Source organism: Segatella copri, from assembly GCF_009494395.1.
Classification (GTDB): Bacteria; Bacteroidota; Bacteroidia; order Bacteroidales; family Bacteroidaceae; genus Prevotella.
Genome location: NZ_VZCB01000057.1, coordinates 60,428 through 73,526 on the forward strand (window position 1 = coordinate 60,428; position 13,099 = coordinate 73,526).

Here is a 13,099-nt window from a genome sequence, read left to right on the forward strand (position 1 = left end):
AAATAGCAAGAATGTTCCGATGAATAAACCAATCCTCCGATGAATAAACAAAAAAATCCCGGCACTTCTCACGAAGAGCCGGGAAAAAAGCAATCTTTTAAACAAAATTATTAACAATAGGGAATGTAAAACAACAAACCCTTATTGGTGTATTTTATACATCAAACTTATGCCTTGCCTTCCATCTGAGCCTTGAGCTTAGCAAGTGCATCGATGTCACCGAGTGATGTGCTAGCTGCTACGTTGTTGATTGTAGGAGCATCGCTCTTGCGGCCACCGTTGTTGTGCTTGCGTGCTGGCTTAGAAATAGGCTCGTCCTTACCCTCCTCGAATGTACGAGAGTGAGAGAGGATGATGCGCTTTGTCTCCTTAACGAACTCGATTACCTTGAAGTCGAGCTCCTCGCCCTTCTTAGCCATTGAGCCGTCTGCCTTTGTGAGGTGCTTTGGAGTAGCGAAGCCTTCGCCACCCTCGTTGAGAGCAACTACAGCACCCTTATCCATCATTTCGATGATCTTACCAGTGTGAACAGAACCTGGAGTGTAGATTGTCTCATACTCATCCCATGGGTTCTTCTCCAACTGCTTGTGACCAAGGCTCAAGCGACGGTTCTCCTTATCGATTTCGAGAACTACTACATCGAGAGTTGCACCAACTGTTGTGAACTCTGATGGGTGCTTGATCTTCTTTGTCCAAGAGAGGTCAGAGATGTGGATCAAACCATCAACACCTTCCTCGAGCTCTACGAAGATACCGAAGTTAGTGAAGTTGCGAACCTTAGCAACGTGCTTGCTGCCTACAGGGAACTTAGTATCGATAGTCTCCCATGGGTCTTCCTTGAGCTGCTTGATACCAAGGCTCATCTTGCGCTCAGCACGGTCGAGAGTCAGGATAACAGCCTCTACGTCGTCGCCAACCTTCATGAAGTCGTTAGCAGAACGGAGGTGCTGGCTCCAAGACATCTCAGAAACGTGGATCAAGCCCTCTACACCTGGAGCAATCTCAACGAATGCACCGTAGTCAGCCATAACCACTACCTTACCCTTCACGTGATCACCAACCTTGAGGTTTGGATCAAGAGCATCCCATGGATGTGGAGTGAGCTGCTTCAAACCGAGAGCGATACGCTTCTTCTCCTCATCGAAGTCGAGGATAACAACATTGATCTTCTGGTCGAGAGAAACAACCTCGTGTGGATCGCTTACGCGGCCCCAAGAGAGGTCTGTGATGTGGATCAAACCGTCTACGCCACCAAGGTCAACGAATACACCGTAAGTAGTGATGTTCTTAACGGTACCTTCGAGGATCTGACCCTTTTCGAGCTTGCCGATGATCTCTTTACGCTGCTGCTCCAACTCCTGCTCGATGAGCGCCTTGTGAGAAACAACAACGTTGCGGAACTCCTGGTTGATCTTTACAACCTTGAACTCCATTGTCTTGCCTACGAATACGTCGTAGTCGCGTATAGGATGAACGTCGATCTGGCTTCCTGGCAAGAAAGCCTCGATACCGAAGACGTCAACGATCATACCGCCCTTAGTGCGGCACTTGATGTAACCCTGGATGATCTCCTCGTTCTCGAGAGCAGCGTTAACACGCTCCCAAGACTTGCTGAGGCGAGCCTTCTTGTGAGAGAGTACCAACTGACCCTTTACGTCCTCCTGGTTCTCTACGTAAACCTCTACCTTGTCGCCTACCTTGAGGTCTGGGTTGTAACGGAACTCAGAAGCTGGGATGATACCGTCGCTCTTGTAGCCGATGTTTACGATAACCTCTTTCTTATCAACAGAGATTACTGTACCCTCTACTACCTGGTGCTCAGTTACCTTGTTCAATGTTTCGTCATAGGCCTTCTCGAGGTCCTCTTTGCTGACGCCTGCGTTTGTACCCTGCTCAAACTCTTCCCAATTGAAGTCGTCGAGTGGCTGTACGTTCTTGAAATTTGACATAAAAATTAATTAAAAATTTAAATTTAATAAAGTTTGACTTTATGTGAATTATATAAAACGGCTGCAAAATTACTCATTTTCTTTGATTTACAAGCGTTCATCTCCACTTTTCTTTCTTCTGTTAATGATATTTAACTAAAAAGCCTCTCTTTCCCTCTCTGCCGGATGCCTTTCGCCTGTTTTCTTCCTTATGGAGCCGTTAACTATAAATAATGTATACATCTATTAATGATTACTTTCATTTTGTGCGCACACAGTCGGCTTTTTGTTTCATTTATATGAAATTTGCGTTAAATACATTAAAAAAAAGATTCGAAATGCTTGTTATATCAAATAATTTGTTACCTTTGCCATTGAATTAGTAATTATGAAAATAATGATTTAACAGTAGAGTATATGACGCTGGTCATCCTTACCATATTAGTGCTTGCCTACGTGCTCATCGCAACTGAGAACGTGACCAAGGTGAACCGTGCTGCCGTGGCTATCTTTGCCGGAACGGTGGGATGGGTGCTATATGTGTGCTTTGGTATGGACTTCGTTACCAGCGAGCATCTGGCTGACTATTCCCGGTTCCTCCATCTTGGAGACGCCGATTCCACCAGCACTACTGTCAAGTACTACATCTCCCGCAACATCTTCCTCCCTTGGGTGGGCAGGGCAGCTGAAATCGTGCTGTTCCTGCTGGCTACGATGACCATCGTGGAGATTCTCAACAACAATGGCTGCTTCGACTTCGTAAGACAGCTGTTGCGAACCCGCAGCAGCAAGAAGATGCTATGGACGCTCGCCATCGTTACTTTCCTGATTTCAATCAACCTCGATAACCTGACCACTACCGTTATGATGCTTACTATGATGCACGCCATCATACCTAGCCGCCGTCAGAGGATGATCTATGGCAGTGCCATTCTTTTGGCTGCCAACTGTGGCGGAGCACTCACCGTGATAGGTAATCCTGAAGGACTGGTGCTCTGGAATTCCGGAGCCGTCACAGCCACCGTCTTCTCTTTCTCCCTGCTTCTCCCTTGTCTCGCTGCCTGGCTCATCCCGACGGCGATGATGATGCGCATGCTGCCGGAGAGGGTAGACAGCGAATGGATCGTGATGCCTTTCAGAGGCGATGATACAAGACTCAACGCATGGCAGAGACAGCTGATGCTCTTCGTGGGTATCGGCGGACTCTGGTTTATCCCTACATTCCATAGCATCACCAAGCTCAGTCCGTTCCTGGGCGCATTGTGCGTGCTCAGCATCCTGTGGATTGTGAACGAAATCTTCAACCGCAAGCTCATGAACATGGATGCGATGGTGGAACGTCGCACCCCTAGAGTGCTGCAATATGGCGTGATACAGATGATTCTCTTCGTGATGGGAATGATAATGGCTGTTGGCGTAGTGAAGGAATCAGGCGCCTTCGACGACCTGATGAACCTGCTTGGCGGGGGAGAGGAGCGCCCTAACGTATGGCTGCACGGCATTGCTGCAGGCGTATTGAGTACCGTGCTCGACAACTTTGCCACCGCTATGAACTTTTTCTCACTGCACGACGTAGTGGGACTGGGCGACCCATCCATGGTTCTGGATCCAAACTACAGCACCAACGGACTCTACTGGCAGGTAGTAGCCTACTGCGTGATGGCAGGCGGCAACGTATTGGGCATCGGAACCATCAGCGGCCTTGCCCTGATGAAGATGGAACACATGCACATAGGTTGGTTCTTCCGCAACATCGGCTCGAAGGCTCTCGTGGGTGGCGTGGCAGGCCTCGCTATCCTCTGGCTCTCCCATACCCTGATGGGCGGAACCATGTACCTGATGATTTAAACCATATCTGAAGAAGAAAAAGGGGATGGAAACACGCATCCCGAAGACGAAAAGGACAATTGGATCTAAGAGAAAAACAGAAAAAATAAACTATTAATAAATTTATCATATATATATAATAAGGTAATATAGTTATGGCAAAGATTAAGACTATAGGAATTTTGACTTCTGGAGGTGATGCTCCAGGTATGAACGCAGCAATTCGTGCTGTGACCCGTTCTGCCATCTACAACGGATTCAACGTGAAGGGTATTTACCGTGGCTATGACGGTCTCATCAATGATGAAATCGTACCATTCACTACAGAGAACGTCAGCGGTATCATCGGTACCGGAGGTACGATGCTGAAGACAGCCCGTTCCAAGGAGTTCATGACCGAGGAAGGACGCCAGAAGGCTTTTGAGAATATCCAGAAAGAGGAAATAGATGCACTCGTTGTCATCGGAGGTAACGGTTCGCTTACCGGAGCGATGAATTTCGCAAGTGAGTTTGATATCTGCTGTATCGGATTGCCTGGTACCATCGACAACGACCTCTACGGCACTGACAATACCATCGGATATGATACAACCATGAACACCATCGTAGAGTGCGTGGACCGTATCCGTGATACTGCGCAGAGCCACGAGCGTATCTTCTTCATCGAAGTGATGGGACGAGATGCCGGCTTCCTGGCTCAGAACTCAGCCATCGCCAGCGGTGCAGAGGCTGCCATCATCCCAGAGGACTCTACCGACGTAGACCAGTTGGCACAGTTCATGGAGCGTGGTATCCGCAAGTCAAAGAAGAGCTGTATCGTCATCGTGTCAGAGAGTCCTAAGTGTGGTGCGCTCTATTATGCAGACCGTGTACGCAAGGAGTTCCCTGAGTTCGACGTACGTGTATCTATCCTGGGTCACCTGCAGCGTGGCGGCCGTCCATCAGCCCGTGACCGCATCCTTGCCAGCCGTACCGGTTGCGGTGCCATCGAGGCAATCATGCAGGGTCAGCGCAACGTGATGATCGGTGTGCGCAACAACGAGGTGGTATACGTACCGCTTTCAGAGGCCATCCGTTCAGACAAGCCGTTCGACCGCAAGCTCATCAAGGTTCTCGACGAGTTGAGTATCTAAAAGAGACGGGTTGAGTATCGCGAAAAGGCGGTTGGGTGTCCGAAAGAAGGATTCTCAAATTGAAAATTGTCTTAAACGGTACAAATGTGTTTTAATAAGGTATAAAAACCGTATAAAACCACAAAAAGATTTGCGGTTTTCATAAATTATTGTTACTTTTGCCGCCGGGAATTGAGAGAGCGGAGCCATGGGCGAGGCTCGTCAGTTCCCGGGCAAAACAGGGGCGAAGCCACTAGGCGAATCTCCCCACTATCTACTTGATCAAGAAAGAAGCTGAAACAACTCCTATTCCTGATTTCGAGCGAATAGAACAATAGAAAAATAATATAAAAATAACCTTTAAATTAATAAGCTTATGTCACAAATTAACGGACGCATCTCGCAGATCATCGGTCCGGTTATCGACGTTTACTTCGATACCAAGGGCGAGAATCCTGAGAAGGTGCTTCCTAAGATCTACGAAGCTCTGAAGGTGAAACGCCCAGACGGACGCGAACTGGTCATCGAGGTGCAGCAGCACATCGGTGAGGACACAGTGCGCTGCGTTGCTATGGACAACACCGACGGCTTGCAGCGTGGCTTGGAGGTTGTCTCTACAGGCAATCCTATCGTCATGCCAGCAGGTGAGCAGATCAAGGGCCGTATGATGAACGTCATCGGACAGCCTATTGATGGTATGAAAGAATTGGACATGAAGGGCGCTTATCCTATCCACCGCGAAGCTCCTAAGTTTGACGAACTGTCAACCCACAAGGAGATGCTTGCTACCGGTATCAAGGTCATCGACCTGCTCGAGCCTTACATGAAGGGTGGTAAGATTGGACTTTTCGGTGGCGCCGGTGTAGGTAAGACGGTGCTCATCATGGAGTTGATCAACAACATTGCCAAGGGACACAACGGATACTCTGTATTCGCAGGTGTAGGTGAGCGTACCCGTGAGGGTAACGACTTGATTCGAGACATGCTCGAGTCTGGCGTTATCAAGTACGGTGAGAAGTTCAGAAAGGCAATGGACGAAGGTAAGTGGGATCTTTCTCTCGTAGACCCAGAGGAGCTGGCAAAAAGTCAGGCTACCCTGGTATACGGACAGATGAACGAGCCACCTGGGGCACGTGCTTCAGTTGCGCTTTCAGGACTGACCGTTGCCGAGGAGTTCCGTGACCACGGAGGCAAGGACGGTGAGGCAGCAGATATCATGTTCTTCATCGACAACATCTTCCGTTTCACCCAGGCAGGTTCTGAGGTTTCTGCGTTGCTCGGCCGTATGCCATCAGCCGTAGGTTATCAGCCTACACTGGCTTCTGAGATGGGTGCCATGCAGGAGCGAATCACTTCTACCAAGAACGGTTCCATCACTTCCGTGCAGGCTGTATACGTTCCTGCCGACGACTTGACCGACCCTGCTCCAGCTACCACCTTTACCCACCTGGATGCTACCACAGAGCTTTCCCGTAAGATTGCCTCTCTCGGTATCTATCCTGCTGTAGACCCACTGGGTTCAACCTCTCGTATCCTCGACCCACTGATTGTGGGCAAGGCTCACTACGATTGTGCACAGCGAGTAAAGCAGTTGCTGCAGCGTTACAACGAGTTGCAGGATATCATCGCCATCCTCGGTATGGATGAGCTTTCGGATGAGGATAAGTTGACCGTGAACCGTGCACGTCGTGTACAGCGTTTCCTGAGTCAGCCATTCACCGTAGCCGAGCAGTTTACCGGTCTGAAGGGTGTGATGGTTCCTATCGAAGAGACTATCAAGGGCTTCAACGCCATCCTTGACGGCGAGGTAGACGACCTGCCAGAGCAGGCATTCCTCAACGTAGGTACTATCGAGGATGCGAAGGAGAAGGCTAAGCAGTTGCTCGCAGCAGCACAGGCGTAGTCTTTAGTGAAGAGTGAAGAACGAAGAACGAAGAATGAAGAGTGAAGAACGAAGAATGAAGAGTGAAGAATTCAATAGCTTTGCTAATCATAAAGTTCAAAGTTCAAAGTTCAAAGTTCAAAGTTCGTAGTTCAAAGTTCAAAATTCAAAGTTAAAGATTATGTTAAAGCTAAAGATAGTATCTCCTGAGAAAGTAGTCTTCCAGGGTGAGGTGGAGAGCGTACTGGTTCCGGGAACCATCGGCTCGTTCGAGATTCTCAAAGACCACGCGCCAATCATCTCTTCGCTCGAAGAGGGCAAGGTAGAGTATACCACCAAGGAAGGCAAGCAGGCTATGAACATCAAGGGCGGATTCGTGGAATGTAAGAAAAACGAAGTAAGCCTTTGCGTAGAAGTTTAGATAAGTGATTAATTTTTAGTGATTAATTATTAGATAATGGAAAAAGATGAAAAGTTGCGCTTGCAGACTATCAGGCAGGCGAGCATCAGGTATAAGCAGATTTCTCTGTGGCTCACAGCTCTCATGGCTCTTGCCATCCTCTTCGCCTGTAGGGTTTCTGCTTTATGCGATGATATTCTGCCACGGGTTGTTAATCCGCTGATAGTGAGTGCGATATTCTCGCTCGTTGCAAGTACTGCTTATGGTGAAGCCTGGAAGACTGTGGCTAAATCATCTCCTGCCAATCTCGCCAAGTTCTACCTGGCGGCATTGGTCTTGAAGCTGATGGCCGGTACACTGGTGTTCCTCATCTACGTGCTGGTATGCGACAAGCAGAACATCCTGGGATTCACTGCCATCTTCGCCCTGTTCTATGTAGTGCTTCTCGTGTTCGACTGCATCTACTTCGCTCGGGTAGAGAAAAAGAGCCGCCTTTCATGATGCGGCTCCCAGATAAATAAATTAATAACAAAGTAAGAATTAAAGAATATGAAACATCTCAAGCAATTCCTCTTGATGGCGATGCTGCTCTTTACGCTGGCACCTGTGCAGGTATCGGCCAAGGAAAACATCGACGTGAAAGAGATATTGTGGGGTCATATCAAGGATTCTTATGAATGGCATATCACTAAGGTGGGAGATCATCCCGTAGTGATTCATCTGCCTATCATCGTGAAGAGCTCAACGGGCTGGCACGTCTTCTGCAGCAGCCAATTCTCGGAAGAGAAGGATGCCAACGGAGACCGTCCGGGACCATTCAACCTCGTCATCAAGAACGGTGAAGCACAGACGAATCCTAACAAGATAGTAGAGAAGGTGGGAGGTCAGGAGGTTCGTCCTCTCGACATCTCCATGACGAAGACCGTTTGCGTGCTCTTCATCGACGCTATCATCCTGTTGCTCTGCATCCTGATACCAGCCAGCTGGTGCAGGAAGCACAAGGTGGATGACCCTGCACCAAAGGGATTTACAGGACTGATGCACATGTTCGTCATGTCAGTATATGACGATGTGATCAAGGCTACACTGGGTAAGGAAGCCCCTAAGTATGCACCATGGTTGCTTACTTGCTTCTTCTTCATCTTCGTGGCCAACATCATGGGTATCGTACCATTCCCTCCAGGTGGTGGTAACCTGACGGGTAATATCGCCTGCACCGCATTCTTCGGTGTGACGACCTTCCTGATCACCAACTTCACTGGTACGAAGGAATACTGGAAGGACATCTTCTGGCCAGAAGTACCAACCTGGCTGAAGGTTCCAGTGCCATTGATGCCATTCATCGAGCTTTTCGGTATCTTCACGAAACCGTTGGCTTTGATTATCCGACTCTTCGCCAACATGATGGCGGGTCACGCCATCGCACTTTCGTTTGCGGCTATCATTTTCATCATGTTCAACATCAGTGAGAATGCTATCGCCAACTATGTGGCAGGTACGGGTATGACAGTAGTAAGTATTGCGATGAGTGTCTTCATGATGCTCCTCGAAGTATTGGTAAGCTACATTCAGGCATTGGTATTCACCATGCTGAGTGCAGTATTCATCTCGCTGGCTCATGTAAAGTCTCATGAGGCTGAGCCAGAGGTTGCTTAATACATTGAACTTTGAAGTTTGAACTTTGAACTTTATGAGAAGTTTGAGCTTTCAACTTTATGATTTGATGTAGAGGCAAAAATACAATTAGACAATAAATAAAGAAAATATTAACAACTTAAATTATAAGATTATGTTATCACTTTTATTAGCAGCAGAGATTGCAAAGTTGGGTGCCGCAGTAGGTGCAGGTTTGGCCGCTATTGGCGCAGGTATTGGTATCGGTCGCATTGGTGGCCAGGCTATGGATGCTATGGCACGCCAGCCAGAGAAGATGGGCGACCTCCGTTCTTCTATGATTATCGCAGCTGCGTTGGTTGAGGGTGTTGCGTTCTTCGCTGTCATCATCGCCATCTTGGCAATCGTTATGTAATCATCTCATATGTCACTATTATCAGCCCCGGATCAAGGATATCCTCCAGAGTTTCTGCCGGGTTCTGAAGCCGGGGTAGGATAGAGACTATTCTAGAGTTAGTTAAAATAAAAACGTTTAAGTAAAACTTTAACCAGTATATATGGATTTATTGATTCCTGATAGCGGTTTGCTTTTCTGGATGACAGTCGTTTTTCTGATTGTCTTCGTCATCTTGAGAAAGGCTGGTTTCGGAGCCATCGTCAAGATGGTGACCGATCGCAAGGCCTTCATCGACGAGAGCCTGAAGAAAGCTCACGAAGCCAACGAGAAGCTTGCCAATATCCAAAAAGAAGGTGAATCCATCTTGCAGGAAGCTCGCGAGAAGCAGGCTGCCATCCTCAGAGAGGCTGCCGAAACACGCGACGCCATCGTAGAGAAAGCACAGGACAAGGCTCGCGAAGAGGGCGCTCGTCTCCTCTCTGACGCCAAGGCACAGATTGAATCTGAGAAGCAGAACGCCATCCGCGAAATCCGCGGTCAGGTGGCTGAACTCTCTGTTCAGATTGCTGAGAAGGTGCTCAAGGCTAAGCTCTCTGACGACAAGGCACAGATGGATATGATAAATCGACTGCTGGACGAGGTTTCTTCTGACAACAAATAGTAAAGCTTATGGATATAGGTGTAATATCGGTGCGTTATGCCCGTGCCCTCATCAAGAGCGCACTCAGCATGAAGCTCGAAGATCAGGTGTACCAGGAGATGCAGACGCTCTACAAGAGCTACATCGACGTGCCTGAACTGAGATTTACGATAGACAACCCTATGCTCTCTAAAGACAAGAAGCAGGCGCTTCTCACCACAGCCCTGGGCAAGAACCCATCCGAGCTGAGCAAGAAGTTCATCGCACTCGTACTGAAGGAGGATAGGGAGAGCACCCTGCAATTCATGGCTGCTTCGTATATCACTCTTTACAGGAAACAGAAGAACATCATCCGCGGTAAGCTGATCACCGCCACTGCCGTTGATGCCTCTACTGAGGATAAGATGCGCAAGATGGTGGAGCAGAGAACGCAAGGTACTGTGGAGTTCAAGACTGAGGTGAACCCTGATATTATCGGAGGTTTCATCCTTGAGTATGATACTTACAGAATGGATGCGAGCGTAAAGACTAAGCTCAATAACATTCTGACACAGCTCAAAAAGTAAAACGAAAAGGGATGGAATGAATGATACCCTTGAAAGGTAATCATAAAGTTCAAATCTCAAAGTTCAATTTTCAAAGTATAAAACAATGTCAGATAAAATTAAACCAAGTGAAGTGTCTGAAGTTCTTCAGCAGCAACTGCAGGAGGTGAATAGCTCTGAAAAGTTTGATGAGGTCGGTACTGTACTCACCGTCAGCGATGGTGTGGCACGTATCTACGGACTCCGCAACGCAGAGGCTAATGAACTTCTTGAGTTCGAGAACGGCACGATGGCGATCGTCATGAACCTGGAGGAAGACAATGTAGGTTGCGTCCTCTTAGGTCCTACTGCTGGCATCAAGGAGGGACAGAGCGTGAAGCGTACCCACCGTATCGCTTCCATCCGTGTGAACGATAACTTCCTGGGACGTGTCGTTAATCCGCTGGGACAGGCTATCGACGGACTCGGCGATATCGACCTTACTGATGCCTTCGAAATGCCATTGGACCGCAAGGCCCCTGGTGTAATCTATCGCCAGCCAGTAAAGGAACCACTTCAGACAGGTTTGAAGGCTGTAGACTCTATGATTCCTATCGGTCGTGGACAGCGTGAGTTGATCATCGGCGACCGCCAGACCGGTAAGACTGCCATCGCAGTGGATACCATCATCAATCAGAAGAGCTTCTACGAGGCAGGCAAGCCAGTATATTGTATCTATGTAGCCATCGGTCAGAAAGCTTCTACCGTTGCAGCATTGGTACAGAACCTCAAGGAACATGGCGCTCTGCCATATACCATCATCGTCAGTGCTACCGCTGCTGATCCAGCTGCGATGCAGTACTATGCACCATTTGCCGGTGCAGCCATCGGTGAGTATTTCCGCGACCGCGGTTTCTCTGCTCTCGTCGTATACGATGACCTGAGTAAGCAGGCTGTGGCTTACCGTGAGGTATCCCTGATCCTCCGCCGTCCATCAGGACGTGAGGCTTACCCTGGAGATGTCTTCTATCTCCACTCTCGTCTGTTGGAGCGTGCAGCTCGTATCAACGACCAGCAGGAGGTAGCAGAGCAGATGAACGACCTGCCTGAGTGCATGAAGGGCAAGGTAAAGGGTGGCGGTTCCTTGACTGCCCTCCCTATCATCGAGACACAGGCTGGTGACGTATCAGCATACATCCCAACCAACGTGATCTCCATCACCGACGGTCAGATCTTCCTTGAGACCGACCTCTTCAACCAGGGCTTCCGTCCAGCTATCAACGTAGGTATCTCCGTATCCCGTGTAGGTGGTTCTGCCCAGATCAAGAGTATGAAGAAGGTGGCTGGTACACTGAAGATTGATATGGCTCAGTATCGTGAGCTGGAGGCCTTCTCCAAGTTCTCAAGCGATATGGATGCCGTAACAGCGATGACACTGGACCGTGGTCGCAAGAACGACCAGTTGCTGGTTCAGCCTCAGTACCGCCCAATGCCAGTGGGCGAGCAGGTAGCTATCCTCTATTGCGGTGTGCACGGATTGATGCACGATGTACCAATGGACAAGGTTCGCGAGTGCCAGGATCTGTTCCTCGACGCTATGCGCAGCCAGCACGCCGATGTGATTCAGACTTTAGGCGATGGTAAGCTCACCGACGAGGCCATTAAGGCAGTCGAGGAGACCATGGCTAATGTTGCAGGACAATATAAAGCGTAATAGCCTATGCCGTCGTTAAAAGAGATTAAGACTCGCATCGCCAGCGTCAACAGTACCCGTAAGATTACGAGTGCCATGAAGATGGTGGCTTCGAGCAAATTGCATCATGCACAGGTGGCTATACAGAACATGCTGCCTTACGAGAATATGCTGGAACATATCCTCAAGAGCTTCCTGGTGAGTACTCCGAATGTGGACCATGAGTTACAGGTGGAGCACAAGGAAACCAAGCGAGTGGCTCTTGTGGTTTACAGTTCCAACAGCAGCTTGTGCGGTGGATTCAATTCCAACGTCATCAAGATGATGATGCATACGGTCGACGAGTATAAGGCTCAGGGCATTGACGACATCACGGTTTATCCTATCGGAAGAAAGGTGGCTGAGAAAGCACAGAAGCTGGGAGTCAAGATTGGCGGCAACTTCATGGATCTTGCCGATCATCCTAATTCAAGCGCATGTGCCGACATCGCCCGTAATCTTGCCAAGCAGTATGCGGCTGGCGAACTCGACAAGGTGGAGATGATTTATCACCACTTCAAGAGTGCCGGCTCGCAGATTCTGACCCGCAAGACCTTCCTGCCTATCGACCTCAGCACAGAAGCAATAGGAGGGGATAACGACAGAGACCTCACCTCGAATGTGGCTACAGCTAAGGCGCAGGAGTATCTACGCAAGAAACAGGCTGAGGAGAATGAAAGAAAATCGGCAGAGGCGCATCCTCTGAACGATGACTTCATCGTGGAGCCAGACTTGGAGACCGTTCTCGGTGTATTGATTCCTAAGCAGCTGCATCTCATGCTCTTCACTGCCTTGCTGGATAGTCAGGCGAGTGAGCATGCTGCCCGCATGGTTGCCATGCAGACCGCTACGGATAATGCCGACGAACTGCTTCGTGAGCTCAACTTGCAGTACAACAAGAGTCGTCAACAGGCCATTACCAATGAATTGCTTGATATTGTGGGAGGTAGCGTGAATAACTAAGTTTCCTTCCAATTTCATTATAAAAAAAGAGGTAACCCAGATGAATGGATTACCTCTTTTTTTTCTTATGTGTGAGAATG

At 48.8% G+C, this 13,099-nt stretch carries 12 protein-coding genes; 11 read left to right on the plus strand and 1 reads right to left on the minus strand.

Annotated elements, in window-relative coordinates:
• Positions 1 to 167: 167 nt before the first annotated feature.
• Positions 168 to 1,949 (minus strand): 30S ribosomal protein S1, encoded by a 1,782-nt coding sequence (gene rpsA / locus F7D73_RS07255; RefSeq protein ID WP_153123495.1) that lies wholly within the window; start codon positions 1,947 to 1,949, stop codon positions 168 to 170.
• A gap of 396 nt (positions 1,950 to 2,345) precedes the next feature.
• On the opposite strand from rpsA, the gene F7D73_RS07260 reads away from it, so the two are divergent.
• The 11 genes from F7D73_RS07260 to F7D73_RS07310 all read left to right on the plus strand — a co-directional run bounded on the left by F7D73_RS07260 (position 2,346) and on the right by F7D73_RS07310 (position 13,019).
• Entirely contained in the window at positions 2,346 to 3,776 is a 1,431-nt protein-coding gene (locus F7D73_RS07260; protein WP_153123496.1) for an SLC13 family permease, read from the plus strand.
• Positions 3,777 to 3,910: 134 nt separating this feature from the next.
• Entirely contained in the window at positions 3,911 to 4,888 is a 978-nt protein-coding gene (gene pfkA / locus F7D73_RS07265; RefSeq protein ID WP_153123498.1) for a 6-phosphofructokinase, read from the plus strand.
• Between the two features lie 355 nt (positions 4,889 to 5,243).
• Positions 5,244 to 6,770, plus strand: a complete 1,527-nt coding sequence (atpD, locus tag F7D73_RS07270; RefSeq protein ID WP_153123500.1) for a F0F1 ATP synthase subunit beta — start codon at positions 5,244 to 5,246, stop codon at positions 6,768 to 6,770.
• Positions 6,771 to 6,930: 160 nt separating this feature from the next.
• Positions 6,931 to 7,170, plus strand: coding sequence for an ATP synthase F1 subunit epsilon (gene atpC, locus F7D73_RS07275; protein ID WP_153123502.1), 240 nt, complete (start codon positions 6,931 to 6,933; stop codon positions 7,168 to 7,170).
• Positions 7,171 to 7,206: 36 nt separating this feature from the next.
• Positions 7,207 to 7,650, plus strand: coding sequence for a hypothetical protein (locus F7D73_RS07280; protein ID WP_153123504.1), 444 nt, complete (start codon positions 7,207 to 7,209; stop codon positions 7,648 to 7,650).
• Positions 7,651 to 7,698: 48 nt separating this feature from the next.
• Complete coding sequence (atpB, locus tag F7D73_RS07285; RefSeq protein ID WP_153123506.1) at positions 7,699 to 8,805, plus strand: F0F1 ATP synthase subunit A; 1,107 nt, start codon at positions 7,699 to 7,701, stop codon at positions 8,803 to 8,805.
• A gap of 133 nt (positions 8,806 to 8,938) precedes the next feature.
• Positions 8,939 to 9,178, plus strand: coding sequence for an ATP synthase F0 subunit C (atpE, locus tag F7D73_RS07290; RefSeq protein WP_006846851.1), 240 nt, complete (start codon positions 8,939 to 8,941; stop codon positions 9,176 to 9,178).
• A gap of 142 nt (positions 9,179 to 9,320) precedes the next feature.
• Positions 9,321 to 9,821 carry a F0F1 ATP synthase subunit B gene (atpF, locus tag F7D73_RS07295; protein ID WP_153123508.1) on the plus strand — a complete coding sequence of 167 codons (501 nt, stop codon included), beginning with the start codon at positions 9,321 to 9,323 and terminating at the stop codon, positions 9,819 to 9,821.
• Between the two features lie 8 nt (positions 9,822 to 9,829).
• Positions 9,830 to 10,366 (plus strand): F0F1 ATP synthase subunit delta, encoded by a 537-nt coding sequence (locus F7D73_RS07300; protein WP_153123510.1) that lies wholly within the window; start codon positions 9,830 to 9,832, stop codon positions 10,364 to 10,366.
• 85 nt (positions 10,367 to 10,451) lie between these two features.
• Positions 10,452 to 12,038 carry a F0F1 ATP synthase subunit alpha gene (atpA, locus tag F7D73_RS07305; RefSeq protein ID WP_153123512.1) on the plus strand — a complete coding sequence of 529 codons (1,587 nt, stop codon included), beginning with the start codon at positions 10,452 to 10,454 and terminating at the stop codon, positions 12,036 to 12,038.
• Positions 12,039 to 12,044: 6 nt separating this feature from the next.
• A complete protein-coding gene (locus tag F7D73_RS07310) occupies positions 12,045 to 13,019 on the plus strand; it encodes a F0F1 ATP synthase subunit gamma (protein ID WP_153123514.1) in 975 nt (324 codons plus the stop codon).
• Positions 13,020 to 13,099 lie beyond the last annotated feature (80 nt).